Genomic DNA, 26,950 nt, shown 5'->3' with positions numbered 1-26,950 from the left:
ACGACCGGCCATGCATCTAATCATAGCCGGTCGAAGTGGATACAGTGCGGCTTACTTGCCGCCAGACTTGGAAATATAATCTGCCGCCACCCGCGCGACGAGCGCCAGTGACACTGCACCGGCATCGGGATGACCGATGCTCTTTTCGGCGAGCGGCCGGGCGCGGCCGAGTTTCGGGGTGAGCGCCGAGGTCGCGTCGGCGGCAGACTTCGCAGCATCTGCCGCCAGAGACCACGCTTCTGGTAGCGATTTTCCGGAAGCGGACTCGCTCTCCAGCGTCTCGACAAACGGGATGAGTGCATCGACCAAGGTCTTGTCGCCAAGCCGCGCGCGGCCAAGCCGGGTAACGCCATCCAGCGCAAGCCGGGCGCCCTTGACGGCCGCATCCTTCTCGATTGCGTCATTGTCGCTCAGTGCATTGCTCCACGAGCGCAGCAAAAGGCCCCAGATCGCACCCGAGGTTCCGCCAGCCCGGTCAGCCCAGGCATCACCGGCAATGGCCAGCACGCTTGCGGCTCCCGCACCCGCTGCGACAGCCGCGTTGGCAGCATCGAGTGCCGCAGCCGAACCACGGCGCATGCCCTGGCCATGATCACCATCGCCCGCATGGGCATCGATCCGGCCGAGTTCTTCTTCCGCATCTTTCAATGCTGCGGCGATGCCGGTGAGCAGACCGGCGACGCATTTGCCCGCTTCCTTCGACGCTTCGGAGGAAGGCGCGAACGTCAATTTTCCTTCGACGTCCTCAAGCGCGTCATTTGCTTGCTCCGTCGAAAACGTCGCGCCGCGGCGCAGCACAGGCGTATCGCAGGCGGCCGACCACAGTGTTTCCAGTTCGTCGTCGAGCCAGAGCAACGTCAGCGAGCAGCCCTGCATGTCGAGGCTGGTTACGAATTCGCCGGCTTCCGGAGCTACGACATCCAGTCCGGCATCCTTCAGAAGCGTCGAAACGGACGTCCAGAGTACGAACAGCTCTTCATATTTCGTCGCCCCCAATCCGTTGAGGATAACGCCAACCTTGGCTGTTCCGGATGGACGTTCCGCCAGCAGCTTTTCGGTCAGGAGCTTTGCCAAGTCCTTCGCAGGAAGGATCGCTTCGTCCTTGATGCCCGGCTCGCCATGGATACCGAGACCGAGCGCCATCTGGCCATGCGGTACAGTGAACAGCGGTCCAGCAGCCCCTGGCAAGGTGCAGCCCTTGAAGGCAACGCCGAAAGAGACGGTGCGGTCATTGGCAAGGCGGGTGACGCGCTCGACTTCGTCGAGGTTCATGCCGGCTTCGGCGGCAGCCCCGGCGATCTTGAAGACGACGAGATCGCCCGCAATACCACGGCGTTTTGCGGCCGCATCTGCTGGCGCACTGGCCACATCATCAGTCACCGGCACGATGCGAACATCGATGCCCTCGGCGCGCAGGCGTTCCGCCGCAACCCCGAAGTTCAGAACGTCACCGGCATAGTTGCCGAAACCGAGCAGGATGCCGCCGCCCTGGTCCGCATGGCGGCAAACGCGTGCCACGGCAGCCGTGGAAGGGGAGGCGAACACGTCACCGGCGACGGCCGCATCGGCAAGGCCGGGGCCGACATAACCGGCGAAGGCCGGATAGTGTCCGGATCCGCCGCCGATCACCACCGAGACCTTGCCCTTCGGCACTTTGGTCGAGCGCACAACGCCGCCCTTCACATGGCGGACATACCGGCTGTAGATCGCGGCAAAGCCGGCGAGCGCGGTCGTTGCGAATTCCTCGGGCTCATCGAAAATGGTGGTCATGACGTCTGTCCTTGGTCGCGAGGCAGGATACGCCTCAGATAATCGCGATTGGCTGCGCTGACGGAAAGCCCGTCACCGCCATAATGTTCACAAAGGAAGGGGCTCGAAAAGCCATGTGCCAGCGCCATGCGAATGGCGGCGCGATAATTGATTATGCCAGACTCCAGCGGCGCCGGATGCGTGACGATGACGCCGGATGCAGGATCTTCGGTGCGGGTGTAGTTCTTCACGTGCCAATATTTCGCATAAGGCGCAACCTTGGCCATCATCTCCTGCCAGTGCTCGACCGGCCGGTGCAGGCGGATCAAGTTGCCGAGATCCGCGTTGATGCCGACATTGGCAAGGCCAATGTCCTCGACCAGCCGGACGGAGCTTTCCGCCGTGCCGAGATAGGTGTCCTCGTACATTTCCAGCGCCAGTTCGATGCCGAGCTCTTCGGCATGGCGTCCGAGTTCGCGAATGCGTGTAACAGCCTTGTTCCACACTGCCGCATCGTCCGGGTTCTTCGCGCCATCGACGGTCCAGAACCATAGCGCTTTCTTCTGGGCATCGGTCAGTGCCTCGAACAGGCCGAAAGATACGGAGCCTGCGCCGATGGCCTTGGCGGTATCGATAACCCGATGTCCATAGGCAAGATACTCGTCGCCGTGCTGCGCGTCGATAACGCTACGCCGTGCCGTCGAAATCGCTGGCATCGTCAATCCCAGTGACTGGGTCAGCGCCACGAAAGCGTCAAGCCGTGCGAGTGAAAGATCGGCGAGCCGGATCCAGCTGTCAGTCGGGTCAAGCTCGGTGAAACCGGCATCGACCACATCGGCAAGCGTCTCCGCCCATTCCTCAACCGACTGATCCTGAACGGAGCGCCCATCGGGCAGGGTGTTCGGATACTGGATCATCGCGGCTGCGATCGGCCAGGTCTCTCTATTCCATTGGCGCGGTTTGGCGGTCATGGCTTTATCCTTCAAATTTCAGGGACATGTGGCGGCCGGTCAGGCCGCCGTCTTTCCATCATTGGCGGATGCCGGGGTTTCCTTCTTGCCGCCACGGACAAGACCGATCAGCCAGAACACCAGCGGCGAGAGGAGCAGCGCCAAGCCCAATGCCATCAGGCCGGAGACGAGGCTATTCGACCAGAAGATCGAGAGATCGCCATTCGACATCAGCATCGACTGGCGGAAGGCGTCTTCAGCCTTGTCGCCAAGAACCATGGCCAGAACCAGCGGCGCCAGCGGATAGTCGAGCTTCTTGAAGATATAGCCGAGCAGGCCAAACGCGATAACCAGCCAGATATCCATCACCGAATTGGCGACCTGATAGGCGCCGGAGAAGATGACGGCAACGATGATCGGGCCGATAATGGCAAACGGCACCCGCAGGATCGACGCATAGAGCGGTACGGTGGCAAGCACCAGGATCACGGCAACGATATTGCCGAGATACATCGAGGCGATCAGCCCCCAGACGAAATCTGGACGGTCGGTAAACAGTGTCGGGCCAGGTGTCAGGCCCCAGATCATCAATCCGCCCATCATGACGGCAGCCGTAGCAGAACCCGGAACACCGAGCGCCAGCATGGGCAGCAAGGCGGAGGTTCCGGCCGAATGGTCGGCCGTTTCCGGCGCAACGATACCGCGCGGATCACCCTTGCCGAACATCGACTTGTCGCGCGCCGAGCGGCGGGCAACACCGTAGCTCATGAAGGAAGCAGCGGTTGGGCCGGCGGGTGTGATACCCATCCAGATGCCGATGATGGTGGAGCGCAGAATGGTGAACCAGTAACGCGGCATCTCGATCAGCGTGCGGCCGATTTCCGCCATTTTCACGCGTGCCTTGATGCCTTCGAAACGCAGGCCTTCTTCCGTGGTCAGGAGCAGTTCGCCGATACCGAACAGGCCCATGACGGCGATGAGGAAGGAAACGCCCTTGATCAGTTCAGGAATATCGAAAGTGAGGCGCAGGTTGCCGGAGATCGTGTCCATGCCGACCGAGGCCAGCGCGAAGCCAAGCATCATCGAAACCAGGGTCTTGAACGGCGATTGCGCGCCCATCGAGATAAAGCTGGCGAAGGCGAGGAAATAGACGGCGAAATATTCAGGCGACGAGAATTTCAGTGCGAAATTGGCGACCCAGCCGGACAGGAGCGTGATCATCACGACACCCGACAATGCGCCGATACCGGCGGACACAAATGCCAGTGTCAGCGCACGGCTCGCCTGGCCGGTCTTTGCCATCGGATAGCCGTCGAAGGTCGTCGCGACAGAGGAGGGTTCGCCGGGGATGTTGAACAGGATGGACGTCGTCGATCCGCCGAAAAGCGCTCCCCAATACATGCAGGACAAGAGGATGATCGCCGAAATCGGGTCCATCGAGAATGTCAGCGGCAAAAGCAGCGACACGCCGTTGGGAGCCCCCAACCCGGGGAGCACGCCGACGAGGATGCCAAGCGTCACGCCGAGCATCATCAGCAGAATATGATTGAAGCTCAGGATATGGCCGAAGCCGTCGATCAGGAGACCGATATTTTCCATGTCTTTCCTCCTAAAGACAACAAGGCGGCAGGATCAATAGATCCCGAACCACGCCTCGACCGGGCCTTTCAGGAGCGGAACCTTGAAGCCGATTTCGAAGATGACGAAGAAGAGAAGCGAGACTGCGATGCCCGATGGCAGGCCGATCCACCACTTGTAGCGGCCCTGGAAAGTCATGGCGCCGGCGATATAGAGCGCCGTTCCGACATAGAGACCGAGAAAGGTGGAGACTGCTGCGAAGGCAACAAGCGGCAACAGAAACGACAAGACGACCTTGAATCGCGAAGCTTCAAAGAAGATTTCGCCGCTGCTGCGGTGCTTGAACAGAGCGGCGACCAGATTGGCGGCGCTACCGAACATGATCAGAAGGCCGATATAGAAGGGGAAATAGCCTGCATCCGGCCCCATGTCGGTCCAGCCCGTGCCGGCTTCGACCGACCCGTAGCAGACTGCGGCACCGAAGGCGCCAGTCAAGAGGGCGACGCCGATTTCCATCGCGAAACGGGACAATCCCTTGGCGCTGTTCTCGCTCATCGTTCAAACCTTTCCGGTGGGTGCGGACGCCCTGAAGCGTCCGCAGGGAACCTTAATGGGTTCAGTTGGCGAGCCAACCTTCGCGCTTCAGCACTTCCGTCACCGAAGCCTCGTTGCCCTTGATGAAATCGGCAAGCTGCGTGCCGCTCATATAGTCGGCCGACTGCGAGGTATCAGCAAGATACTTGGCCCATTCCGGTGTCTCAGACACCTTCTTCAGGACACCGGCGTAAAAATCAACAACGTCCTGTTCGACGCCAGCCGGCAACCAGACGGTACGCGGCATGGAGTAGTTGTCGATCGCGATGCCGCTTTCCTTGCAGGTCGGGATATCCCCCCAGCCCTGTTCGCCGGCAACCTTGCCGTCGCTCTTCAGCTTTTCCGACTTGAACACGCAGACCGGCTTGACCATGCCTGCCTGCCACTGGCCGAGGTTTTCGCTCGGGTTGTTGACGTTGGCGGCAATGTGTTCGCCAGCCAGTTGGACGGCCGCTTCGCCGCCGCTCTTGAATGGGATATAGCCGAGCTTGGCACCGCTTGCATCGTTGATCATCGAGGTGAGGATCTGGTCGACGTCCTTCGACTGGCTTCCACCAACTTTGTAATCGCCGGCTTCCTTGGCCTTGGCGACGAAATCGGCGGCCGTCTTGATGTCAGACTTGCCGTTGACCCAGAGCACGAATTCATCGGAGGCGAGTGCGGCCACCGGCGTCAGGTCTTCCGACTTGTAGGGAACCTTGGCACGAACCGGCAGCAGGTAGGCATTGTTGGTGCCGAAAGCGAGCTTGTAGGCGTCGCCCTTGTAGCCCGCCGCATAGACGAAGCCTTCAGCACCACCGGCGCTGCCCTTGTTGGTGACGACGACTGGCGCCTTCATCAACTCGTACTTGGAGATGATTGACTGGATCGTGCGCGCGAAGATATCCGTGCCGCCGCCGGGGCCGGCGGTAACGACGAACTCGACCGGGCGGTTCGGCTCGAAAGCCATTGCCGGTGCGGCAACGCCGAATGCGGCAACCATGATGCATGCGATTGAGACTGATGTTTTCATCTAAAACTCCTCCGTTGAATGAACGGCGTGGACCTCCTCCACGCCGGTAGAAACCAAAACAGGTCGAATTCAGGCAGCAGCGGCCTGGGCCGCACTTCTTTTCGCCATGCGCGCCGCCAGAAGAATGGCCTCACGGCTTGCGCCAACATCGGCAATACCCTTGCCGGCGATGTCGTATGCAGTGCCGTGAGCGGGCGTGCACAGAGCGAATGGCAGTCCGCCCATCATCGTCACGCCCTTGTCGAAGCCCATCATCTTCATCGCGATCTGACCCTGGTCGTGATACATGGTCAAAACCGCCTGGAAACCTTCCTTCAGCGCCCGCAGGAAGACGGTGTCGGCCGGGAAGGGGCCTTCGACATCCCATCCGCGTTGGCGGGCAAACTGCACAGCCGGCTCGATGATGTCGATTTCTTCCATGCCGAAGCTGCCGCCGTCGCCGGCGTGCGGGTTGAGGCCTGCGACCGCAATGCGCGGATTGTCATAACCAGCTGCCTTCAGGCACCCCCGCGTCAGCTCGATTTCAGCAAGGATGCCGTCGACCGACAGGTTGGCCGAAACTTCGGACAACGGAATGTGCGAGGTGACGCGCGCATTCCAGACCTTCTCCAGAACATTGAATTCGCGCACCTTGCCGGTGAAGCCGATGACATCGGCGACGAAACGGATTTCATCGTCATAGCCCGGATAAGCAAAGCGCATCGCCTTCTTGTTGAAGGGGGTGAAGCAGACGGCCTGTGCACGGCCCTTGTCAGCCAGCTGCAGCGCAGTGCGGAAGTTGGTGGTGGCGAATGTGCCGCCGGCAAGCGTTGCCTCGCCGCGATCGACATCGGCCGGATCGAGATGGGCAAGATCGATGAATACGTGCTTGTCAGTGCCGGCGCCCTCGAAATTCTCCAGCGATGCGGAAGCGAGATCGAGCGCGAGCCCGGCGCATTCGGCACCTTCATCGAGAATACGGCGATCGCCGATCACAACCAGATGTGCCGCTTCGCGAATATCGTCCATCGACAGGAGCTTGGCGGTCAGTTCTGGGCTGATGCCTGCCGGATCGCCCATGGCGAGCGCAATAACAGGACGCGCATCGTTGGCGCTCAGGGTCATGATGAAAGTCCTCCGCTTCATGCTGTTGCAGCCGTCATACGGCATTCATAATTCTGCATCAAGTCTTTTGTATTCTGTATGCAGCATTTTTTGTTGACGTTGGATCAGGCAATCTTCATGTTCGCAATGCGCTTCAGAAACACAACGCGCCAGAGCGGAACGGGCACGAAAGACATGGACGAGATCTCCTCACTGCAACGCCGTGCTGATGGCAGCGCCGGTCCGATCCGGCGCACGGCCCTGCACGACACGCTGGTCAACCACCTGCGCGACATGATCATTGAGGGGGACCTTGAGCCGGGCACGCGTCTGCATGAAGGCCAGCTGGGAGAACAGCTCGGGGTGTCCCGCACGCCGTTGCGCGAGGCAATCAAATATCTGGCCAGCGAGGGTCTGGTCGAACTGGTGCCGAGCCGGGGCGCGGTGGTCAAACGCTTCAGCCCGAAAGACGTCCATGACATGCTGACGGTGCTGCGAACGCTCGAAGAACTCGCAGGCCGTCTCGCCTGTGAAGCCGCAACCGATGCGGAAATCGCCGAGGTGCGGGCGCTGCACGACGAGATGATCGACCGCTACAAGGCCGCTGACCGTCTGCAATATTACAAGCTCAACCAGGACATCCACACCGCGATCGTCCGGCTGGCGCAGAACAGCTCGCTGATCGATATTCATGCCATCCTGCAGACCCGGCTGAAGCGCATCCGCTTCATCGGCCATGAAGGTCCTGAAAAATGGGCTGCCGCCGTTTCCGAACACGAGGAAATGATCTCGGCGCTGGAAGCCCGCGACAAGACCCGCCTGTCCGAAGTCCTCGGCCGGCACTTGTTCAATGCGTGGGACAGGGTGCGGGCATCACTCTGATCCGCCCGGATTCTCCTCATCAAATCCCGACAGCACGTGCGAATCTATTTGACTGCTGATGCAGCTGCCTGCCGCCGGAAGGCCGCGGGGCTCTTCGTGGTCCATTTGCGGAAAGCGCGGTGGAACGCGCTTGGTTCGGAGTAACCGAGCTGCGCGGCGATGTCTCCAACGCTTGCGTCACTGCTTTGCAGCATCTCGACGGCGCGGTCGCGGCGGATTTCGTCCTTGATACCGGCATAACTTTGGCCTTCGGCCTGCAGCCGATGGCGCAATGTCGAAGGCGACATGTGCATCTGCGCGGCGAGGTCGTCAAACCCGGACCACGCCGCTGGCGCCTGTTGGCGAAGCCGCTTGCGAACGGCGGCCGCCAGCCCCGCATCATACCGGTAACGCACGAGAATGTTGGCAGGCGCTCCCCGAAGAAACTGTTTCAGGGCCTGTTCGGTCCGCACGATCGGCAGCTTCAAGACTGCACGATCGAAGGCCAGGCGGCTGACGGGCTGTGAAAACTGTACGGGCGCGCCGAAGAAAAGGCGGTAATCGGCGCCCTCCAGCGGTTCGGCGCAGCGAAAGTCCACCCGGCGAATCGGGATGCGGCGGCCGACCAGCCAGCAGGTGATGCCGTGTAGCAGTATCCAGTAGGTCCGATAGGCAAAGGCCGACCTGGCCTCTCCCTTGTCCGTCAGTACGATCTCGGCGAGCCCATCGCGGATCACCAGTTCGCCGCTTGGATCTTCCAGTACCACGCCGAGAAAACGAAGCGCCCGGCGAAGGGCCTGATCAAGCGTCTTGGCATGCAGCACGCAATGACAGAGAAGCGTAAAGCTGCCGCGCCGCATCGGCCGCTCGCCCATCCCGAAGAATTCATCATCCACTTCCGCTGCAACCGCCAGCCACAGAGCACCGTAACTTTCGGCAGAAATCGGTTTTTCGACCACGAGCGGTAAACCCAGTGAAGCCAAAAGCGGCGCCGTCGGCTTTCCGGCCCGGCGCAGGCAGTCAAGCGCCTCCTCGACAAACGAGGGCGAAATCATCCGCCGGTCCGCGTCCATCATCGATTTTCCTCCCATATGGCAAAACCGGCCGAAAAATGAGGCGCAGTTCTGTCATCGCTTGCAATATCGCGCGAGCGTAGAGTCCGGCAAGATGCTATGATCAAAATCAGGCATGATGGACGGAACGCGGCGGGGAGGCTGCATGACGGATCAGGGGCTGACTGTTGCGCGCCTTCACATGAGAAAGGCAGCGCTATGAATATTTCCGGCAAGGTTTTTGTGGTCACCGGCGGTGGTTCCGGTCTTGGCGCGGCTGTCGCGCGCATGCTGGCTGAGGCTGGCGCCCGCATCGTTATCGCCGACATCAACCAGGACGCAGGTGCGCAGACCGCTGCAAGTCTCGGGGCAAGCGCCCGGTTTGTCCGCACCGATGTCACCAGCGAGCCGGACGCTCAGGCCGCCATCAACACTGCGCTTGAAACATTCGGCCATCTCCATGGCCTGGTGAATTGTGCCGGCGTTGCTCCGGGTGAAAAAGTTCTCGGCCGCGACGGCCCGCATCGTCTTGAGAGTTTTGCGCAGGCGATCGGTATCAATCTGGTCGGCACATTCAACATGATCCGGCTTGCCGCTGCCGCCATCCAGACACAGGAACCGGACAGCGAAGGCGAGCGCGGCGTCATCGTCAATACAGCCTCCGTTGCCGCGTTCGACGGCCAGATCGGTCAGGCTGCCTATTCCGCCTCCAAGGGCGGCGTCGTCGGCATGACCCTGCCGATTGCGCGCGAACTCGCCCGCTACGGCATCCGCGTCGTCACCATCGCGCCTGGCATTTTCGAGACGCCGATGATGGCCGGCATGCCGCCCGAGACGCAGGAAGCGCTTGGAAAGAGCGTACCGTTTCCGCCACGTCTTGGCCGTCCGGCTGAATTTGCTGCTTTGGTGCGCCACATCTGTGAGAACACCATGCTGAATGGCGAGGTCATCCGTCTGGATGGCGCGCTGCGCATGGGCCCGCGCTGAGCGGCTTGGGAGGTTTGAAATGACAGCACATGATCCCATCGTCATTGTCGGCGCCGCCCGTACCGCCATGGGCGGATTTCAGGGTGATCTGCAGGGCGCCACCGCGCCGGACCTCGGGGCTGCGGCCATTCGCGCCGCATTGGAGCGTAGCGGCCTGGCATCGGAGCTGGTGGATGAAGTCGTGTTCGGCTGTGTGCTTCCGGCCGGGCAGGGGCAAGCACCAGCCCGTCAGGCGGCCATCGGCGCGGGTCTTCCATTTGCAACCGGCGCCAGCACCGTCAACAAGATGTGCGGCTCTGGCATGAAAGCGGCGATGCTGGCGCATGATCTTATCCTGGCCGGCAGCGCCAACATTGCTATCGCCGGCGGCATGGAAAGCATGAGCAATGCGCCCTATCTGCTGGATCGGGCCCGCGGCGGTTACCGGCTCGGTCATGGCCGCGTCATCGACCACATGTTCCTCGACGGGCTGGAGGATGCCTATGACAAGGGACGGCTGATGGGCACGTTTGCCGAAGATTGTGCCGAGGCCTATCAATTCACGCGGCCAGCCCAGGACGACTTTGCCGTGACCTCGCTCACACGGGCCAAAAAGGCCATCGAGGATGGATCGTTCGATAGCGAGATCACGCCGGTCACCCTGAAGACTGGAAAGACGGAACAGGTCGTCAGCCGCGATGAGCAACCGGGCAAGGCGAAACTTGAAAAAATTCCGACGCTGAAGCCTGCCTTCCGCGAAAATGGCACGGTGACGGCGGCCAATGCCAGCTCGATTTCCGATGGCGCTGCAGCACTGGTGCTGATGCGCCGCTCCGAAGCGGAGCGTAGGGGCTTGACGCCTCTTGCCACCATCACCGGCCATTCCACCCATGCGCAGGCACCCAATCTGTTTGCCACCGCACCGATCGGCGCGCTGAAGAAGCTCAGCGAGCGCACCGGATGGGCCTTGAAGGATGTCGATCTGTTCGAGATAAATGAGGCCTTCGCCGTGGTCGCGATGGCTGCGATGCGCGATCTCGATCTGCCGCATGACAAGGTCAATGTGCATGGCGGCGCTTGCGCGCTCGGCCATCCCATCGGCGCATCCGGCGCCCGCGTCATCGTCACATTGCTGGCGGCTCTTGAGCGCTACGATCTGAAGTGCGGCATGGCCTCGCTCTGCATCGGCGGCGGCGAGGCGACGGCGATCGCGGTCGAGCGGCATTGAGCGGGACGGGGAGGAGAGAACACATGATCCTGTCTGAACAACAGATCCAGATTCGCGACGTGGCCCGCGATTTTGCCTGCGAGCGGCTGGCACCGGGTGCCGCAGAGCGCGACGTGTCGCATGCTTTTCCAAAGGCTGAGCTGAAGGAGATGGGCGAACTCGGCTTCCTCGGCATGCTGGTGCCGGAAGCCTATGGCGGCTCGGAAACCGGAACCGTGGCCTATGCGGTCGCGCTCGAGGAAATTGCGGCCGGTGATGGTCCTTGCTCGACGATCATGAGCGTGCACAGTTCGGTGGGTTGTGTGCCGATCCTGAAATTCGGCACAGAAGAGCAGAAGCAGCGTTTCCTGCCGAAACTTGCTTCCGGTGAATGGATCGGCGGCTTTGCTCTGACGGAACCACAGGCAGGGTCCGACGCCTCCAACCTGCGCACCCGCGCCCGCCGCGATGGCGACGACTATGTGCTCGACGGCGCCAAGCAGTTCATCACATCCGGCAAGAACGGCAATGTCATCATCGTCTTCGCCGTTACCGATCCGGATGCCGGCAAGAAAGGCATCACGGCCTTCATCGTGCCGACAGACACGCCCGGTTATGAGGTCGTTCGCGTCGAACACAAGCTCGGCCTGCATTCTTCGGACACCTGCCAGATTGCCTTCAGCAACATGCGTATCCCCGCCGAATTGCGGCTGGGCGCGGAAGGTGAGGGGTACAAGATCGCGCTCGCCAATCTCGAAGGTGGCCGCATCGGCATCGCCTCGCAATCGGTCGGCATGGCGCGTGCGGCCTTCGAGGCCGCCCGCGACTATGCCCGCGAGCGCATCGCCTTCGGCAAGCCGATCATCGAGCATCAGGCCGTGGCTTTCCGCCTTTCCGACATGGCGACGCAGATTGCCGCAGCCCGGCAGATGGTGCTGCATGCGGCCGAGTTGAAGGAAGCCGGGGAGCCCTGCCTGACGGAGGCGTCGATGGCAAAACTGTTTGCCTCGGAAATGGCCGAAAAAGTCTGCTCGGATGCGATCCAGATCCATGGCGGCTACGGTTACATGTCGGATTACCCGGTCGAGCGTATCTACCGCGATGTCCGCATCTGCCAGATCTATGAAGGAACAAGCGACGTGCAACGCATCGTCATTGCACGTAGTCTATAAAACAATGCGCCCGCTTCCGGGAGGAGACTGGAAGGTAAGGGCAAAAATGGGAGGAAGAGCACGGCATGACCGAGTTCCCACAGTTGAGTCTGCATGTTCCTGAACCGGCCGTCCGGCCCGGTGGCATGCCGGATTTTTCCAATGTTGATATTGCCAAGGCCGGCTCAGTGCCGCGCCCTGCAGTCGATGCCGCATCCGAAGATATCCGCGATCTCGCCTATTCGATCATTCGCGTGCTGAACCGCGAGGGCGAAGCGGTCGGCCCCTGGGCTGGGTTACTGTCGGATGAGGAATTGCTGACCGGCCTCAGGCACATGATGAAGCTGAGGGCCTTCGATGCGCGGATGCTGATGGCACAACGCCAAGGCAAGACCTCCTTCTACATGCAGCATCTGGGTGAGGAAGCCGTCAGCTGTGCTTTCCGCAAGGCTCTGCGCAAAGGCGACATGAACTTCCCGACCTATCGTCAGGCGGGTCTGCTGATTGCCGACGATTATCCGATGGTCGAGATGATGAACCAGATCTTCTCCAACGAGAAGGATCCGTTGCGCGGGCGCCAACTGCCGATCATGTATTCCTCCAAGGAGCACGGCTTCTTCACCATTTCCGGCAATCTCGCCACACAATATGTCCAGGCGGTCGGATGGGCGATGGCGTCTGCCATCAAGAACGACACCAAGATCGCGGCTGCCTGGATCGGCGATGGCTCGACGGCGGAATCGGATTTCCATTCGGCGCTGGTCTTCGCCTCGACCTACAAGGCGCCTGTTATCCTCAATATCGTCAACAACCAGTGGGCCATTTCCACTTTTCAGGGCATCGCCCGCGGCGGCTCCGGCACGTTTGCAGCGCGTGGCCTCGGCTTCGGTATTCCGGCGCTGCGTGTCGATGGAAACGATTATCTTGCCGTCTATGCCGTGTCCCTTTGGGCCGCGGAGCGCGCCCGGCGTAATCTCGGCCCCACTCTGATCGAATATGTCACCTACCGAGTCGGCGCGCATTCCACCTCCGACGATCCGAGCGCATACCGCCCGAAAACAGAATCCGAGGCGTGGCCGCTCGGCGATCCCGTCCTCAGGCTGAAGAAACACCTGATCATGCGCGGTGTCTGGTCCGACGAGCGGCATGTGCAGGCAGAGGCCGAAATCCTCGACGAGGTCATTCAGGCGCAGAAGGAAGCCGAAACCCACGGTACCCTGCATGCGGGTGGAAAACCGTCTGTGCGCGATATCTTCGAAGGCGTCTATGCCGAGATGCCGCCCCATATTCGCCGCCAGCGGCAGAAGGCAGGATACTGACATGGCCAGAATGACGATGATCGAGGCCGTGCGCAGCGCCATGGACGTCTCGATGGAACGTGATGACGATGTGGTGGTGTTTGGCGAGGATGTCGGCTATTTCGGTGGCGTCTTCCGGTGCACCCAGGGGCTTCAGGCGAAATACGGCAAGACCCGCTGCTTCGACGCGCCTATCAGCGAAAGCGGCATCGTCGGCACCGCGATCGGCATGGCCGCCTATGGCCTCAAACCCTGCGTCGAAATCCAGTTCGCCGATTACATGTACCCGGCCTACGACCAGATCACCCAGGAAGCCGCCCGTATCCGTTACCGCTCGAACGGCGACTTCACCTGCCCGATCGTTTTGCGCATGCCGACGGGCGGTGGTATCTTTGGCGGACAGACGCACAGCCAGAGCCCGGAGGCGCTGTTTACCCACGTCTGCGGCTTGAAAGTCGTTGTGCCTTCCAACCCATACGACGCCAAGGGCCTGCTGATCGCCTCGATCGAAGACCCCGACCCGGTGATGTTCCTTGAACCGAAGCGCCTCTACAACGGTCCTTTCGACGGTCATCACGACAGGCCGGTCACACCATGGTCCAAACACGAACTCGGCGAGGTGCCGGAGGGACATTACAGCATCCCGATCGGCAAGGCCGAAATACGCAGGCAGGGTTCTGCGGTCACCGTGATCGCCTATGGCACAATGGTGCATGTGGCGCTGGCGGCCGTCGAGGAAATGGGCATCGATGCCGAAGTGATCGACCTTCGCAGCCTGTTGCCGCTTGATCTCGATACGATCGTGCAATCGGTCACCAAGACCGGCCGCTGCGTCGTCGTCCATGAGGCGACGCTGACATCGGGCTACGGCGCCGAACTCACAGCCCTCGTGCAGGAACATTGCTTCTACCATCTGGACGCCCCGGTCGTGCGCGTCACGGGCTGGGACACGCCCTATCCGCATGCGCAGGAATGGGATTATTTCCCCGGACCCGGCCGCGTCGGGCGCGCGCTTGCCGAAGTGATGGAGGCATAATCATGGGTGAATTCATCATCAAGATGCCGGATGTCGGCGAAGGCGTGGCGGAGGCTGAGCTTGTCGAATGGCATTGCGAGGTTGGCGATCCCATCCGCGAGGACATGATCCTGGCCGCCGTCATGACCGACAAGGCGACGGTCGAAATCCCGTCGCCGGTTACCGGTACTGTTCTCTGGCTGGGTGCCGAGATCGGCGATACCGTTGCCGTCAAGGCGCCGCTGGTCCGCATTCAGGTCGCGGGCGAGGGCGGCGAGTTGGAAGCCGTTCCGATGGCGGAAACGGTGCCGATCGCCCCGTCTTCTCCCCAGCGGGGAGACGGTGCCCGAAGGGCGGATGAGGGGGCCTCTTCGCCCTCAATTCGCCAGCCAGCCCCCTCATCCGGCCCTGCGCGCCACCTTCTCCCCGCTGGTGAGAAGGCAAGCCGCACTGTCCCCGATACGCTAGCCAAACCGCTGGCTTCGCCCGCCGTGCGTCTGCGGGCACAGGACTGCGGCATCGACCTCAGGCAGGTGATCGGCACTGGTCCGGCCGGACGCATCACCCACGACGACCTCGACCAATTCCTTGCCCGTGGTGCGCAACCGCAACCAGCACCGACCGGTCTTGCCAAAAAGACCGCCGTCGAGGAGATCAAGGTCACCGGCCTGCGCCGCCGTATTTCCGAAAAGATGGTGCTGGCGACGTCGCGCATTCCCCATATCACTTATGTTGAGGAAATCGACGTCACCGATCTGGAAGATTTGCGGGCGACGATGAACGCCACCCGCAAGCCCGACCAGACGAAGTTGACGATCCTGCCCTTCCTGATGCGCGCGATGGTGAAGACCATTGACGAGCAGCCCGTTGTCAACGCCACCTTCGACGACGACGCGGGCATCATCAGCCGTCACGCCGCTGTCCATATCGGTATCGCCACGCAGACACCGGCGGGCCTGACCGTTCCCGTGGTGCGCCATACGGAAGCGCGCGGTATCTGGGACTGCGCAGCCGAAGTAGTGCGGTTGGCCGACGCCGCCCGTACAGGCTCGGCGCTGCGTGAAGAACTCTCCGGCTCGACCATCACCATTACTTCGCTCGGCGCCATGGGAGGCATCGCCACCACGCCGATCATCAACCACCCGGAGGTGGCGATCGTCGGTGTCAACAAGATCATGACCCGGCCGGTCTGGGACGGCAGCCAGTTCATCCCGCGCAAGATGATGAACCTGTCGTCCAGCTTCGACCACCGTGTGGTGGACGGCTGGGATGCGGCGACCTTCGTCCAGCGGATCAAGGCGTTGCTCGAAACTCCCGCGCTGATTTTCATTGAAAGCTGAGCCCATGAAAGAGATCGTCTGCAAACTTCTCGTCATCGGCGCCGGTCCGGGGGGCTATATTTGCGCCATCCGGGCCGGGCAGCTCGGAGTCGATACCGTCATCGTCGAAGCCGTCAAGGCCGGTGGCACCTGTCTCAATATCGGCTGCATCCCCTCCAAGGCGCTGATCCATGCGGCCGAGGAATTCGAAAAAGTCAGCCACATGGCGAGCGCCAAAAGCCCGCTCGGAATTTCCGTCGAGGCGCCCAAACTCGATCTTGCCAAGACCATCGCCTGGAAGGACGGCATCGTTGGACGCCTGAACAGTGGCGTGCTGGGGCTCCTGCGCAAGGCCCGGGTCAAGATCGTCCACGGCCGGGCAAAATTCCGTGACGGCAAGACCGTCGAGGTCGAGACGGAAACGGGCGTGCAGGTCATCCGCGCCGAAACGATCGTCATCGCCACTGGTTCGGAGCCGGTGGAACTGCCATTCCTGCCCTTCGGCGGGCCGGTCATTTCTTCGACGGAAGCGCTGTCCCTGAAAACCGTGCCGCAAAAGCTGGTAGTGGTCGGTGGCGGCTATATCGGCCTTGAGCTGGGCACCGCCTTCGCCAAAATAGGGTCCAAAGTCACCGTCGTTGAAGCGACATCACAAATCCTGCCGCAATATGATGCCGAACTGGTGAAGCCCGTGGCCAAGCGGTTGGCCGATCTCGGCATCCGTGTTCTGACAGGCGCCAAGGCTAAGGGGCTTTCCGGCAGTGCGCTGCTGATCGAGACCGCCGAAGGCGCGGAAGAGCAGCTTGCCGCCGACAAGATCCTCGTCACCGTCGGCCGCAAGCCCAGGACGGAAGGCTGGGGGCTGGATGAACTCGACCTTGATCGCACCGGAAAATTCCTGCGCATCGACGACCGCTGCCGCACCTCGATGCGTGGTGTCCATGCGATCGGCGATATCACCGGCGAGCCGATGCTGGCCCACCGCGCCATGGCGCAGGGCGAGATGGTTGCCGAAATCGTCGCCGGCAAAAAGCGCATATGGGACAAACGCTGCATTCCAGCCGTTTGCTTCACCGACCCGGAAATCGTCACTGCCGGTCTCTCACCGGATGAGGCGCGGGCGCAGGGCTACGAAATCCGCGTCGGCCAATTCCCGTTTAATGCTAATGGCCGCGCCATGACCATGCTCTCGGAAGAAGGCTTCGTTCGCATCGTCGCTCGCGCCGACAGCAACCTCGTCCTCGGTATTCAGGCTGTCGGCTCTGGCGTTTCCGAACTGTCGAGCGCGTTTGCGCTGGCGATTGAAATGGGTGCCCGCCTGGAAGATATCGCCGCGACGATCCACGCCCACCCGACCCGCAGCGAAGGCTTCCAGGAAGCCGCCTTGAAAGCGCTTGGCCATGCCCTCCATATCTGAAACTCGTGCGACAGAAGCCGAAACGCTGATCGAGCGTCATGGTGCGCTCGGGCGCATCCGGCTCAATCGTCCAAAGGCGCTCAACAGCCTGACGCTGCAGATGGTGCGTGACATGGAGGCAGCGCTCGACGGTTTCGAACGTGCTTCTGACGTCGCTGCGGTGCTTGTCACGGGCGAGGGGGAGCGGGGCCTGTGCGCCGGCGGTGATATCCGCGCGATCTATGACGGCGGCAAAGCCGGATCGAACGCGCCAACGACATTCTGGCGGGAGGAGTACAAGCTCAACGCGCGTATCGGTCATTATCCCAAGCCTTATATCGTCGTCATGGACGGCATTGTCATGGGCGGCGGTGTCGGCATCTCCGTTTATGGCAGCCATCGGATCGTCACCGAACGGACCCGGTTTGCCATGCCGGAAACCGGCATCGGGTTTTTTCCGGATGTGGGTGGATCATGGTTCCTGACGCGTCAGGCCGGCGAACTCGGCACCTATGTCGGCTTGACCGGCGAACCGCTGGGGGCTGCCGACGCGATCCTCGCAGGCCTTGCTGATATTTTTATCCGCTCCGAGCGGCTTCCAGAGTTGATCGAGGCTTTGGCATCATTGCCTGCTGACAGCCCGCACGAAGCCGTTTCAGCCACCATCGCAGGCTTTTCGGAGACACTGCCAGCCGGCGTTCTGGAACCGCAACAACAGACCATCGATAGCCTCTTTGCGTTTGACACCATCGAAGGCATTCTGGAGGCGCTGCGCCGGGACAACAGTCCTTTTGCTGAAAGGATTTCATCCGTTCTCTCGACAAAATCGCCGCTCAGTCTCAATGTCACGTTGCGGTTGTTGCGGCTTGGCAAACATGCCGAACGTCTGGAAGATTGCCTCGAACGGGAATTTGCAGCGACGGCAGCGGTTTTGACCAGCCACGATTTTTACGAGGGCGTCCGTGCCGCCGTGATCGACAAGGACCGCAATCCGCAATGGCGGCCAGCGCGGCTTGCGAATGTCACCGCAACCGACGTCGATGCCTATTTCCAGCCATCCGCCCATCCGCTCTTTGCGGCGAAGATCAAGGAAGGATCACGAACATGACGATCGGTTTTATCGGCCTCGGTCATATGGGCGGCCCGATGGCTGCCAATCTCGTCAAGGCACGCCATGTGGTCAGGGGATTCGACCTCGCGCAGCCTCTAATGGACGAAGCGCGTAGTAAGGGCATCACCGCCTGCGCGTCGCTTGCCGAAGCGGTCGCTGGGGCCGATACCGTCATCACCATGCTTCCTGCCGGCAAACACGTCCTGTCGGTCTGGCAGGAACTGCTGGCCTTGGTGCCATCCGGCACACTTTTGATCGATTGCTCGACCATCGACATCGACAGCGCCCGTGGGGCGCATGACATGGCGGCCGCAAAAGGCTGCCCCTCGCTCGATGCGCCCGTATCCGGCGGAACCGGTGGCGCCACGGCGGGCACGCTGACCTTCATGATCGGCGGCGAACGGGATGTTTTCGCGAAGTCCCAGCCAATATTCGAAGCGATGGGCAAAAAGATTATCCATTGCGGTGGCATGGCTGCGGGGCAGGCCGCGAAGATCTGCAACAACATGATCCTCGGCATCAGCATGATTGCGGTCGGCGAAGCTTTCGTGCTTGGCGAAAAACTCGGCCTCTCGCATCAGGCGCTGTTTGATGTCGCCTCGGTATCGTCAGGCCAATGCTGGTCACTGACCACCTATTGCCCAGTTCCTGGACCTGTCCCTACATCGCCTGCCAACAACGATTATAAGCCTGGCTTTGCCGGTGCCCTGATGCTGAAGGACCTGAAGCTTTCTCAGGCGGCGGCGCAATCTGCCGGCGCAGTCACGCCGCTTGGCGCCAAGGCGGCAGAGCTTTACGCGCTGTTCAACGAGCTTGGCAATGACGGCAAGGATTTCTCCGGCATCATCAACATGTTACGGCAACAATCCGGCGACACTGCCTGACCAAGCCCGAAACGTCCGCAAGAGGATCACGCCCATGGAAAAACCGATCATCATTGAGCAGCAAGACCGGGTCGTGATCGTCACGCTGAACCGGCCTGCCGCCCGCAACGCGCTCAATTCCGAGATCATGAACGCGCTGGCGAGCGACCTCGCACCGCTTGACCGCGATCCCGGTGTCGGCTGCTTTGTGCTGAAGGGTTCCGACAAGGCCTTTGCGGCCGGCGCCGATATCAAGGAGATGGCGGACAAGTCGTTCCCCGACATGTTCGGTGAGGATTTCTTTGCCGCCTGGGACAAGTTCGCGTCGTTCCGCACGCCAAAGATTGCCGCGGTTTCCGGTTATGCACTCGGTGGCGGTTGTGAGCTGGCAATGATGTGCGACATGATCTTCGCCGCCGACACGGCGATGTTCGGCCAGCCGGAAATCAAGCTGGGCGTCATCCCCGGCATGGGTGGCTCGCAGCGGTTGACGAAGCTGGTCGGCAAGGCGAAGGCCATGGACATGGTCCTCACCGGCCGGATGATGGATGCGACCGAGGCCGAACGCTGCGGCCTCGTCGCACGCGTGCTCCCGGCGGAAAAACTGCTGGAGGAAACGCTGAAGGCCGCTCAAACGATTGCGGGATACGGCAAGGCCGCCACGATGGCGGCGCGAGAAGCCGTCGACCGCGCGCTCGAAGGCGGCTTGCGCGAAGGCATCCTGTTCGAACGCCGCATTTTTCACGCGCTGTTCGCCACACAGGACCAGAAGGAAGGCATGGCGGCTTTCATTGAAAAACGGCCAGCGCAATTCCAGGGGAAGTAGAAGGCGATATGGACAAAGCCAGCCTACTGAGCGTCAAAAACAACCGAATGCCGTGTGCGCCCTCGGTTCGGCCCATCCGCGTAGCGATCTTGGAAACTGAGGTTTGGTAATTCCAATCTCCTAAATCCGCTTTGAATGGCAAACTTCTTCAAAGCTCACAGCAAGCTCAGCCCCGGAGAGCCGTGCAATATCGAAACCGGTCCGGCGAGCAATGATGCCCGCCGCACCTGTTTCTGCTACTCGGCCATCAAACCGTCGAAAACCTCCAGCATTGCCTCCGCGATGGCCTTGCCGAGTGCGGCGCCATTTTCCTGCAGGGCTTCCTCGTTCATGTCGCGGGCAGCCAGTGCTAGCGCCGCACCTTCAGCCATGACGATCTCTTGCGCGCGCTGAATTGCCCAAAGCGCAAAATCGCTTCTGCCATTGATTTCCACGGTTTCCATATCGATTTCCATTCCTGCCATCGTGCCGGGAGCCTAGCGTTTCAGCCTGACCCATCTTCCCATAGCAGGGGAGAGCAGCGTTGGGAAAGACGCTTGTAATCTTCGATGTCCGCTCCAGATTGTTGTGACTGGAATTGATGGAGGCGGTCATGACGGAGGAAGCAAAAGCGGTATTGGTCCGCATAACCGGGCATGTTCAGGGTGTCGGCTTCCGGTTCTGGACGCGGGGGCAGGCGCAAAGGCTCGGTCTGTCGGGTTGGGTCCGCAACGAAACCGATGGCACCGTGGCGGCCTTGATCTGCGGTCCAGCCGCAGCCGTTGCCGCCATGCTGGAGCGCTGCTGGACCGGCCCTTCCGGTGCATCCGTTACCGATGTCCGGTCGGAGATGACGTCGCTTGACGAGGAACCGGTAGGGTTTCGCATCACGAAATAATCGGCCAAAACGGCGCGAGGAAAATCCGTCAAGCCATTGTTTTTATGTAAATTTACAGAAATTTATCCGATTTGCTTTCAAAGCCGTTGGGCCGAGTCATCTAGCAGGTGCAGCAATATTTACTTGTCGATGGCGCAATGCAGCAATAAAAGGAAGTCGTATTTTTGCGGTCAGTCATAAACGGGGAACCATACACGCAGACCTTCAATTCATGAACAACAGGAGACTTCCATGTCCATTGCAGTCAACAACTTCGACACCCTTGGCCTCGGCGCAATTGCCGGCGGAACAGTTGCCTCACGCGTCAAAGCCTATCGCGAATCCGCCGGGTACAGCGTTGAGGATCTCGCCGTGACCTGCGGGCTGGCGAATTCCGAGATTACAGCGATTGAAGATGGCAACGATGCCGATCCGGCCAAGTTGAGAAGAATTGCCGCCGCACTCCAGGTCTCCCTATCTGCCTTGTTGGAAACCGAAGTCTAAACCGGTTGCGCTCTCCGCCGCCTTGCGGTTAGCCTGCGGCCGGATGTGCTTTTGAAACCGTTCCGGGTGTGTTGCGCTTCAGCAACCGCCTCCCCCGGTGCGGCCGAGCAGAAACCCGAAACTCCGTCACTACTCCGAATATGCATCGACCGGTTGCTTGCCGCCAAGCGCCGGAGGGGCGTCAGCCATTCATCTGCAGACGCCGGCATCGCAGGCTTGTTCTCCCCACGGTCCCTGCCTCGGGCGGCCGTGATTTAACCGTGTTGGTCAGCGGGCTGATTGTCTTTTCCAGAAAATATACTGATAACGGGCTCAAACGCTGAGTCGTCCTGCCGCCTGTCGGATGGTTCTTTGCCGCGTAAAGAGGAACTGGATAGGATTTTGACGCCGAACGCCAAGGACCGGACGCTTGAGCTCCACAATGTAAGCCGCAGTTTCGGCGCAACAGTCGCGCTTGACGACGTGTCGCTGACAATTGCGTCCGGTGAAATCATCTGCCTCGTCGGTCAATCCGGCTGCGGAAAATCGACATTGCTGCGTATGATCGCTGGGGTGGACACTGTTGATGGCGGCCGTATCCTGCTCAACGATCAGGAGATTTCTGGTCCGGCACATTTCGTCGAACCGGAAGACCGCAAGATTGGTTTCGTGTTCCAGGACTATGCACTCTTTCCGCATCTGACGGTCGAACAGAATATCCAGTTCGGCCTGAAGCGCCGCTCGAAACAGGAGGCTGCTGCCAGAACGGCCGATGTTATCGCGCATATTGGCATCGCGCATCTGAAGGGGCGATATCCGCATATGCTGTCGGGTGGAGAGCAGCAGCGTGTAGCGCTTGCCCGCGCTCTGGCTCCGCAGCCGGACATCCTGCTGATGGATGAACCGTTTTCCAACCTTGACCGGGGGTTGAGGGAAAAGGTCCGCGATGAAACGCTGTCGCTTCTGAGAGGCCTTGGAACCACGGTCATTATGGTCACGCATGACCCTGAAGAAGCGCTCTCGGCGGGCGACCGGGTTGTGTTGATGAAGGCTGGCAAGATCGTTCAGGCCGGATCGGGTTACGACCTGCATGATCGGCCGGTTTCTCCTTATGCCGCCGAGTTCTTCTGCGCTTTCAATCGGATTTCCGGCGTTTATCGTAACGGACATGTTGAAACCGCGATTGGCCGGTTTGCGCAGGTGCTTGACGCACGCGACGGGACGCCGTCGATGCTCTATATCCGCCCGCAGGGAATTACGGTCTCGCGCGGTCCAGGAGATTTTTCCGGGGAAGTGAAAAATCGGATGTTCCTTGGCGAGGTCGAACAGCTTGCCATTGCCGTCAAGGGGCTGGAACAGCCGTTGCAAGTCCGCACAATGCATCGCTTGCCGTCCGGAATAGAGACGGTCGGCCTGACCGTTCTGCCAGACAGCTGGCTGGTTTTCCCCGCAGCGTAGAGGCGGGTGCTTTATCGGCATGCCTGTTTACGGTAAATTTGCCTGCGTAAACTTGACTGCTTTCATCAATTAATGCTCGACAGCTGGCATTGTTCACCTGGAGAGATTTAATGAACACGTCAAGCATCGCAAAATCCACCCTGTTTACGGCGTCATTGCTCCTCAGCACGAGCGCTGTCTCGGCTGCTGAACTCAACATCTACACGACCCGCGAGCCGGGCCTCATCCAGCCGCTGCTCGATTCTTTCACGGCCGCGACAGGCACCAAGGTCAACACGGTCTTCATGAAGGACGGCTTGGCTGAGCGCGTCGCCACCGAAGGCGCAAGCTCGCCGGCCGACATTCTGATGACCGTCGATGCCGGTAACCTGATCGATCTCGTCGAAAAGGGCATCACCCAGCCGGTCGAATCCACCGTTCTGACAGAATCGATTCCCGCGCAGCTGCGTGACGCCAGCGGCCACTGGTTCGCACTATCGATGCGCGCCCGCGTTATCTATGCGGCGAAGGACCTCGATCTCGCATCCGTCACCTATGAAGACCTGGCGGATCCGAAGTGGAAGGGCAAGATTTGCATTCGCTCCGGCCAGCACCCGTACAACACGGCCCTGTTTGCCGATCACATCGCCCATTACGGCGCCGAAGCCACTGAAAAGTGGCTGACGGGCCTGAAGGACAATCTGGCCCGCAAGGCAGCTGGTGGTGACCGCGACGGCGCCAAGGACATTCTCGGCGGCGTTTGCGATATCGCCATTGCCAATTCCTACTATGTTGGCTTGATGCGCTCCGGCAAGGGCGGCGAAGAGCAGGCCACCTGGGCCAATGCCATCAAGGTTGTTCTGCCGACGTTCAAGGACGGCGGTACGCAGGTCAACATCAGCGGCGCGGCGGTTGCGAAGAATGCGCCGAACAAGGCCGAGGCCGTCAAGCTTCTGGAATATCTCGTCTCCGACGAAGCCCAGAAGATCTACGCGGAAGCCAATTTCGAATATCCGGTCAAGGCCGGTGCAACGGTCGATCCGATTATCGCCTCGTTCGGTGAACTGAAGATCGATCCGAAGCCGCTGACGGAAATCGTCAGCCATCGCAAGCAGGCGAGCGAGTTGGTCGACAAGGTCGGCTTCGACAACTAAAGAACGGCAGGCGCCTGCGGTATCGCGGGCGCCTTTTCTTCTGACCAAAAGATGGATTTCAGCCGATGATCAGCGCCGCCCGAAGCTGGCCCGGAGGCCGCACCGGAGCCCGCTGGTTGCTTGGCGCAGGTGCTGTCGCCTGTCTGGTCATGCTGCCGATTTTCGCCCTGTTGCTGCAGGCGCTCCAGGGGTCGGCGGGGTTGTGGTCGCATCTTGCCGCCACCGTCTTGCCCGTGGCGTTGACGGACACCATCATTCTTCTCTGCGGCGTCGGCCTGATCACTGCCATTCTCGGGACATCCACGGCCTGGCTGGTCACGGCCTATGCCTTTCCCGGCCGCCGCGTCCTCGAATGGGCGCTGCTTTTGCCGCTAGCGGTTCCCACCTACATCATCGCCTATGCCTATCTCGATATTCTGCACCCGATCGGCTCGATGCAGGGGGCGATCCGCTGGCTGCTTGGCTATTCCAGCCCGCGGGAATTCCGCCTGCCGGATGTGCGCTCGATGACGGGCTGCATCCTGCTTCTGGGGTTCGTGCTCTATCCCTATGTCTATATCCCGACACGGGCGATGTTTCTGACCCAATCGGCCAATCTGATTGACGCCTCGCGCACGCTCGGCATTTCGCGCCGCGCCGTCTTCTGGCATGTCGCGCTGCCGCTGGCGCGCCCGGCAGTCGCCGTCGGGGTCAGTCTCGCCCTGATGGAAACGCTCAACGATGTCGGCGCATCCGAATTTCTCGGCGTGCGGACGCTGACCGTCTCGATCTACACCACCTGGATTACCCGCACCGATCTGCCGGGGGCTTCCCAGATCGCGCTGTCATTGCTGATGGTCGTGGTGGCGCTGGTGGCTTTTGAAAAATGGGCAAGGGGCAAACAGCGTTACTCGACCGGCGCGCAGCGCAGCCGCGCCTTCGAACCGCGCCGCGTCTCAACGGCAAAGGGGCTGGCGCTTTTTTCCGCCGGGCTCTTGCCGATCCTCATCGGTTTTGGCGCGCCCGCGATCTACCTTGTGAACGAGGCGTGGAAGCGCATCGAGTTTGCCGGGCTTTCCTCGCGGTTCCTCGACGAGGCTTTCAACACCATCGTCCTGGCATCGGCAGCCACGATCTTCACGGTTCTGTTCGGTCTGCTCGTCGCCTATGCCAGCCGCTTGCGGCCCGGTGCCGCGACGGCGTGGCTGCAGCGGCTTTCGACGCTCGGTTACGCAGCGCCCGGCACGGTTGTCGCCATCGGCGTCTTGATCGTGCTTGCCACGCTCGACGGTTTCATCGATCGCACGGCCACCGCCTGGTTCGGCGTATCGACAGGCTTGCTGTTCATCGGTTCGGGCGCCGCGCTGCTTTACGCCTATTCCGTCCGGTTCCTGGCCATCTCCGCCGGCGGCATTGATGCTGGGCTGGCGCGCATCCCGGTGTCCTTCGATCACGCGTCCCGCGTCCTTGGCCAATCGGCAGCCGGCACCTTCCGCCATGTGCATCTGCCGCTGTCGAAGGCGGCGATCACGGCGGCTGGTCTGCTGGTGTTCGTCGATTGCGTCAAGGAACTGCCCGCCACGCTGTTGCTGCGGCCGCTCAATGTCGAGACATTCGCGACACATCTGTATGGCGAGGCCGCGAGGGGCACCTATGAGGAGGCGTCCATCGCGGCTCTGGCCATCGTCGTCATCGGAATATTGCCGGTCATCCTGCTATCGCGGATGGGGCAGGCCCGCCACTAAGACTTACATGGTGTGGCCAATGCCGCTTCCGGTCAGGATCATCACCAGCATCCAGACCGCCATGGCGACCATCATCACGTTTTCCGTCAGCGAGACGAAGCCGAGCGGCACGTTGCTGTCGCCACCGACACAGGCGCATTTCAGTTCGCGCTTGTCGATATAGACGGCCTTGAACACCGAGACGGCCCCGATCGTGCCGATGAACAGTGCCACGGGGATCGAGATCCAGTTGAGCGCCCCGGCAATCATCAGGATACCGGCGCCCGCTTCTGCGAAAGGGTAGATATAGCTGTAGCGGACCCAGCGCTTGGCAAGCAGGTCATAGTTGAGGAACATCGTTGAGAAACTCTCGATGTTCTGCAGTTTCAGGATCGCCAGCACCGCCATGGTGAAGGCGATGAACCATTCAGCCGAGCGCACGGTGAAAATGCTGCCATAGGCGGCATAACTGGTTGCCAGCGCCATCAGCGCGGTGACGGCAAACACGGCGATCACGGGCCGGTAGGTCACTGCCTTCGGATCGCGGATCGTCTTGCCGAAATACCGGCGCAGGTCGTCATAGCCACCGATACGGGCTCCGTCGATAAAGGTTTGCGGTGTCGTCTGAACACCATGCTGCACCTTGAACGCGTCGGTCTGTTCCCGCGTCGTCAGCCAGCGATCATCAACCGTATAGCCCTCCTGTTCCAGAAGATCCTTGGCCTTCAGGCCGTAAGGGCAGGTGTGCTTGTCCATCACCATCCGGTAGAGAGTGGCGGTTTTCGATGTCTTGCCGGTCATATCGCAATCTTTCATTTCGCTTGGTTTGATCGATTGCAAGGACTATAACATCCGTACCATGGTACGGAGTCAAGCGATGAAAGAGACGACGATTGCAGGGCTGGCGCGTGAGGGCGGCGTTGGCGTCGAAACGGTGCGCTACTATCAGCGGCGCGGTCTGCTCGGCACGCCGCAACGCACCGGTGGCACCGGTCTGGGCGGCGGCATCCGGCGCTACGGCGAAGACGATATCCGCCGTCTGCGATTCATCCGGACTGCGCAAACGGCTGGTTTTACGCTCGACGAGATCGGCGAGCTGCTGGCGCTGGATGCCGGCGAGGACCGGCATCGTGCTCATACATTGGCGCGCGAGCGTATCGTTGCACTCGACGAGAAGATTGCCGAGCTGAGTGCTGCCCGTGCGTCGCTGCTCCGCCTTGCCGATGCTTGCGGCTCCACGTCAAAAGGCCCATGCCCGATCATCACGGCCTTCGACCTGGAGTGAT

At 60.9% G+C, this 26,950-nt stretch carries 26 protein-coding genes; 17 read left to right on the top strand and 9 right to left on the bottom strand.

The window, feature by feature from the left end:
- Positions 1-51: 51 nt before the first annotated feature.
- The 6 genes from ACSQ3J_RS21465 to ACSQ3J_RS21440 form a co-directional block, all read right to left on the bottom strand.
- Positions 52-1,770: a dihydroxyacetone kinase family protein gene (locus tag ACSQ3J_RS21465; protein ID WP_060506932.1), complete on the bottom strand. Its 1,719-nt coding sequence runs from the start codon at positions 1,768-1,770 to the stop codon at positions 52-54.
- Positions 1,767-2,720, bottom strand: coding sequence for a sugar phosphate isomerase/epimerase family protein (locus ACSQ3J_RS21460; protein ID WP_060506931.1), 954 nt, complete (start codon positions 2,718-2,720; stop codon positions 1,767-1,769). The genes ACSQ3J_RS21465 and ACSQ3J_RS21460 overlap by 4 nt, the downstream gene beginning before the upstream one ends.
- A gap of 39 nt (positions 2,721-2,759) precedes the next feature.
- Complete coding sequence (locus tag ACSQ3J_RS21455; RefSeq protein ID WP_060506930.1) at positions 2,760-4,298, bottom strand: tripartite tricarboxylate transporter permease; 1,539 nt, start codon at positions 4,296-4,298, stop codon at positions 2,760-2,762.
- Between the two features lie 33 nt (positions 4,299-4,331).
- The gene (locus tag ACSQ3J_RS21450) at positions 4,332-4,832 is read right to left on the bottom strand and encodes a tripartite tricarboxylate transporter TctB family protein (RefSeq protein WP_060506929.1); all 501 of its coding nucleotides are present in this window, start codon (positions 4,830-4,832) and stop codon (positions 4,332-4,334) included.
- A 61-nt stretch (positions 4,833-4,893) separates the two neighbouring features.
- A complete protein-coding gene (locus ACSQ3J_RS21445; RefSeq protein WP_060506928.1) occupies positions 4,894-5,883 on the bottom strand; it encodes a Bug family tripartite tricarboxylate transporter substrate binding protein in 990 nt (329 codons plus the stop codon).
- A 69-nt stretch (positions 5,884-5,952) separates the two neighbouring features.
- The gene (locus ACSQ3J_RS21440) at positions 5,953-6,987 is read right to left on the bottom strand and encodes a 4-hydroxythreonine-4-phosphate dehydrogenase PdxA (protein ID WP_060507040.1); all 1,035 of its coding nucleotides are present in this window, start codon (positions 6,985-6,987) and stop codon (positions 5,953-5,955) included.
- Positions 6,988-7,161: 174 nt separating this feature from the next.
- Between ACSQ3J_RS21440 and ACSQ3J_RS21435 the strand changes: the two genes are divergently transcribed.
- On the top strand, positions 7,162-7,848 hold the full coding sequence (locus ACSQ3J_RS21435; protein ID WP_060506927.1) for a GntR family transcriptional regulator: 687 nt from the start codon (positions 7,162-7,164) through the stop codon (positions 7,846-7,848).
- Positions 7,849-7,892: 44 nt separating this feature from the next.
- Here the strand turns inward: ACSQ3J_RS21435 and ACSQ3J_RS21430 are convergent, their stop codons facing one another.
- Complete coding sequence (locus ACSQ3J_RS21430; protein WP_060506926.1) at positions 7,893-8,903, bottom strand: AraC family transcriptional regulator; 1,011 nt, start codon at positions 8,901-8,903, stop codon at positions 7,893-7,895.
- 195 nt (positions 8,904-9,098) lie between these two features.
- On the opposite strand from ACSQ3J_RS21430, the gene ACSQ3J_RS21425 reads away from it, so the two are divergent.
- The 10 genes from ACSQ3J_RS21425 to ACSQ3J_RS21380 all read left to right on the top strand — a co-directional run bounded on the left by ACSQ3J_RS21425 (position 9,099) and on the right by ACSQ3J_RS21380 (position 20,031).
- Positions 9,099-9,866, top strand: coding sequence for a 3-hydroxyacyl-CoA dehydrogenase (locus ACSQ3J_RS21425; protein ID WP_060506925.1), 768 nt, complete (start codon positions 9,099-9,101; stop codon positions 9,864-9,866).
- Positions 9,867-9,885: 19 nt separating this feature from the next.
- Complete coding sequence (locus ACSQ3J_RS21420; RefSeq protein ID WP_060507038.1) at positions 9,886-11,073, top strand: acetyl-CoA C-acyltransferase; 1,188 nt, start codon at positions 9,886-9,888, stop codon at positions 11,071-11,073.
- A 23-nt stretch (positions 11,074-11,096) separates the two neighbouring features.
- A complete protein-coding gene (locus ACSQ3J_RS21415; RefSeq protein ID WP_060506924.1) occupies positions 11,097-12,224 on the top strand; it encodes an acyl-CoA dehydrogenase family protein in 1,128 nt (375 codons plus the stop codon).
- 65 nt (positions 12,225-12,289) lie between these two features.
- Positions 12,290-13,522 (top strand): thiamine pyrophosphate-dependent enzyme, encoded by a 1,233-nt coding sequence (locus tag ACSQ3J_RS21410; RefSeq protein ID WP_060506923.1) that lies wholly within the window; start codon positions 12,290-12,292, stop codon positions 13,520-13,522.
- Between the two features lies 1 nt (position 13,523).
- Positions 13,524-14,537: an alpha-ketoacid dehydrogenase subunit beta gene (locus ACSQ3J_RS21405; protein WP_436040130.1), complete on the top strand. Its 1,014-nt coding sequence runs from the start codon at positions 13,524-13,526 to the stop codon at positions 14,535-14,537.
- A gap of 2 nt (positions 14,538-14,539) precedes the next feature.
- Positions 14,540-15,856 carry a dihydrolipoamide acetyltransferase family protein gene (locus ACSQ3J_RS21400; RefSeq protein WP_436040129.1) on the top strand — a complete coding sequence of 439 codons (1,317 nt, stop codon included), beginning with the start codon at positions 14,540-14,542 and terminating at the stop codon, positions 15,854-15,856.
- A 4-nt stretch (positions 15,857-15,860) separates the two neighbouring features.
- The gene (lpdA, locus tag ACSQ3J_RS21395) at positions 15,861-17,252 is read left to right on the top strand and encodes a dihydrolipoyl dehydrogenase (RefSeq protein ID WP_060506920.1); all 1,392 of its coding nucleotides are present in this window, start codon (positions 15,861-15,863) and stop codon (positions 17,250-17,252) included.
- The gene (locus ACSQ3J_RS21390) at positions 17,236-18,339 is read left to right on the top strand and encodes an enoyl-CoA hydratase/isomerase family protein (protein ID WP_060506919.1); all 1,104 of its coding nucleotides are present in this window, start codon (positions 17,236-17,238) and stop codon (positions 18,337-18,339) included. The genes lpdA and ACSQ3J_RS21390 overlap by 17 nt, the downstream gene beginning before the upstream one ends.
- Entirely contained in the window at positions 18,336-19,226 is an 891-nt protein-coding gene (gene mmsB, locus ACSQ3J_RS21385) for a 3-hydroxyisobutyrate dehydrogenase (RefSeq protein WP_436040127.1), read from the top strand. Before ACSQ3J_RS21390 ends, mmsB begins: the two co-directional genes overlap by 4 nt.
- Positions 19,227-19,260: 34 nt before the next feature.
- Entirely contained in the window at positions 19,261-20,031 is a 771-nt protein-coding gene (locus tag ACSQ3J_RS21380) for an enoyl-CoA hydratase (protein WP_060506917.1), read from the top strand.
- 236 nt (positions 20,032-20,267) lie between these two features.
- On the opposite strand, the gene ACSQ3J_RS21375 is transcribed toward ACSQ3J_RS21380, so the two are convergent.
- Entirely contained in the window at positions 20,268-20,474 is a 207-nt protein-coding gene (locus ACSQ3J_RS21375; RefSeq protein WP_060507036.1) for a hypothetical protein, read from the bottom strand.
- Positions 20,475-20,623: 149 nt separating this feature from the next.
- Between ACSQ3J_RS21375 and ACSQ3J_RS21370 the strand changes: the two genes are divergently transcribed.
- The 5 genes from ACSQ3J_RS21370 (at position 20,624) to ACSQ3J_RS21350 (ending at position 25,685) form a co-directional block, all read left to right on the top strand.
- Positions 20,624-20,908, top strand: a complete 285-nt coding sequence (locus ACSQ3J_RS21370) for an acylphosphatase (protein ID WP_060506916.1) — start codon at positions 20,624-20,626, stop codon at positions 20,906-20,908.
- 231 nt (positions 20,909-21,139) lie between these two features.
- Positions 21,140-21,391, top strand: a complete 252-nt coding sequence (locus ACSQ3J_RS21365) for a helix-turn-helix domain-containing protein (protein ID WP_060506915.1) — start codon at positions 21,140-21,142, stop codon at positions 21,389-21,391.
- A 351-nt stretch (positions 21,392-21,742) separates the two neighbouring features.
- Entirely contained in the window at positions 21,743-22,828 is a 1,086-nt protein-coding gene (locus ACSQ3J_RS21360; protein ID WP_436040125.1) for an ABC transporter ATP-binding protein, read from the top strand.
- Between the two features lie 110 nt (positions 22,829-22,938).
- Complete coding sequence (locus ACSQ3J_RS21355) at positions 22,939-23,961, top strand: Fe(3+) ABC transporter substrate-binding protein (protein ID WP_060506913.1); 1,023 nt, start codon at positions 22,939-22,941, stop codon at positions 23,959-23,961.
- A 65-nt stretch (positions 23,962-24,026) separates the two neighbouring features.
- Positions 24,027-25,685: an ABC transporter permease gene (locus ACSQ3J_RS21350; protein WP_156397741.1), complete on the top strand. Its 1,659-nt coding sequence runs from the start codon at positions 24,027-24,029 to the stop codon at positions 25,683-25,685.
- Positions 25,686-25,688: 3 nt separating this feature from the next.
- Here ACSQ3J_RS21350 and ACSQ3J_RS21345 read toward each other — a convergent pair whose 3' ends face one another.
- A complete protein-coding gene (locus ACSQ3J_RS21345) occupies positions 25,689-26,465 on the bottom strand; it encodes a MauE/DoxX family redox-associated membrane protein (protein ID WP_436040123.1) in 777 nt (258 codons plus the stop codon).
- Positions 26,466-26,523: 58 nt separating this feature from the next.
- Here ACSQ3J_RS21345 and ACSQ3J_RS21340 point away from each other — a divergent pair, with 58 nt between their 5' ends.
- Positions 26,524-26,949, top strand: coding sequence for a MerR family DNA-binding protein (locus ACSQ3J_RS21340; RefSeq protein ID WP_200956652.1), 426 nt, complete (start codon positions 26,524-26,526; stop codon positions 26,947-26,949).
- Position 26,950: the final 1 nt, after the last annotated feature.

The sequence above is a fragment of the Rhizobium sp. LjRoot98 genome (assembly GCF_964252935.1).
Classification (GTDB): Bacteria; Pseudomonadota; Alphaproteobacteria; order Rhizobiales; family Rhizobiaceae; genus Pararhizobium.
This window is presented reverse-complemented; position numbering and strand designations above follow the sequence as displayed.

Excerpts from the sequence above, each read along its gene's own strand:
- ACSQ3J_RS21465 (WP_060506932.1), bottom strand. The coding sequence starts at position 1,770 with ATGACCACCATTTTCGATGAGCCCGAGGAATTCGCAACGACCGCGCTC.
- ACSQ3J_RS21460 (WP_060506931.1), bottom strand. The coding sequence starts at position 2,720 with ATGACCGCCAAACCGCGCCAATGGAATAGAGAGACCTGGCCGATCGCA.
- ACSQ3J_RS21455 (WP_060506930.1), bottom strand. The coding sequence starts at position 4,298 with ATGGAAAATATCGGTCTCCTGATCGACGGCTTCGGCCATATCCTGAGC.
- ACSQ3J_RS21450 (WP_060506929.1), bottom strand. The coding sequence starts at position 4,832 with ATGAGCGAGAACAGCGCCAAGGGATTGTCCCGTTTCGCGATGGAAATC.
- ACSQ3J_RS21445 (WP_060506928.1), bottom strand. The coding sequence starts at position 5,883 with ATGAAAACATCAGTCTCAATCGCATGCATCATGGTTGCCGCATTCGGC.
- ACSQ3J_RS21440 (WP_060507040.1), bottom strand. The coding sequence starts at position 6,987 with ATGACCCTGAGCGCCAACGATGCGCGTCCTGTTATTGCGCTCGCCATG.
- ACSQ3J_RS21435 (WP_060506927.1), top strand. The coding sequence starts at position 7,162 with ATGGACGAGATCTCCTCACTGCAACGCCGTGCTGATGGCAGCGCCGGT.
- ACSQ3J_RS21430 (WP_060506926.1), bottom strand. The coding sequence starts at position 8,903 with ATGATGGACGCGGACCGGCGGATGATTTCGCCCTCGTTTGTCGAGGAG.
- ACSQ3J_RS21425 (WP_060506925.1), top strand. The coding sequence starts at position 9,099 with ATGAATATTTCCGGCAAGGTTTTTGTGGTCACCGGCGGTGGTTCCGGT.
- ACSQ3J_RS21420 (WP_060507038.1), top strand. The coding sequence starts at position 9,886 with ATGACAGCACATGATCCCATCGTCATTGTCGGCGCCGCCCGTACCGCC.
- ACSQ3J_RS21415 (WP_060506924.1), top strand. The coding sequence starts at position 11,097 with ATGATCCTGTCTGAACAACAGATCCAGATTCGCGACGTGGCCCGCGAT.
- ACSQ3J_RS21410 (WP_060506923.1), top strand. The coding sequence starts at position 12,290 with ATGACCGAGTTCCCACAGTTGAGTCTGCATGTTCCTGAACCGGCCGTC.
- ACSQ3J_RS21405 (WP_436040130.1), top strand. The coding sequence starts at position 13,524 with ATGGCCAGAATGACGATGATCGAGGCCGTGCGCAGCGCCATGGACGTC.
- ACSQ3J_RS21400 (WP_436040129.1), top strand. The coding sequence starts at position 14,540 with ATGGGTGAATTCATCATCAAGATGCCGGATGTCGGCGAAGGCGTGGCG.
- lpdA (WP_060506920.1), top strand. The coding sequence starts at position 15,861 with ATGAAAGAGATCGTCTGCAAACTTCTCGTCATCGGCGCCGGTCCGGGG.
- ACSQ3J_RS21390 (WP_060506919.1), top strand. The coding sequence starts at position 17,236 with ATGCCCTCCATATCTGAAACTCGTGCGACAGAAGCCGAAACGCTGATC.
- mmsB (WP_436040127.1), top strand. The coding sequence starts at position 18,336 with ATGACGATCGGTTTTATCGGCCTCGGTCATATGGGCGGCCCGATGGCT.
- ACSQ3J_RS21380 (WP_060506917.1), top strand. The coding sequence starts at position 19,261 with ATGGAAAAACCGATCATCATTGAGCAGCAAGACCGGGTCGTGATCGTC.
- ACSQ3J_RS21375 (WP_060507036.1), bottom strand. The coding sequence starts at position 20,474 with ATGGAAACCGTGGAAATCAATGGCAGAAGCGATTTTGCGCTTTGGGCA.
- ACSQ3J_RS21370 (WP_060506916.1), top strand. The coding sequence starts at position 20,624 with ATGACGGAGGAAGCAAAAGCGGTATTGGTCCGCATAACCGGGCATGTT.
- ACSQ3J_RS21365 (WP_060506915.1), top strand. The coding sequence starts at position 21,140 with ATGTCCATTGCAGTCAACAACTTCGACACCCTTGGCCTCGGCGCAATT.
- ACSQ3J_RS21355 (WP_060506913.1), top strand. The coding sequence starts at position 22,939 with ATGAACACGTCAAGCATCGCAAAATCCACCCTGTTTACGGCGTCATTG.
- ACSQ3J_RS21350 (WP_156397741.1), top strand. The coding sequence starts at position 24,027 with ATGATCAGCGCCGCCCGAAGCTGGCCCGGAGGCCGCACCGGAGCCCGC.
- ACSQ3J_RS21345 (WP_436040123.1), bottom strand. The coding sequence starts at position 26,465 with ATGACCGGCAAGACATCGAAAACCGCCACTCTCTACCGGATGGTGATG.
- ACSQ3J_RS21340 (WP_200956652.1), top strand. The coding sequence starts at position 26,524 with ATGGTACGGAGTCAAGCGATGAAAGAGACGACGATTGCAGGGCTGGCG.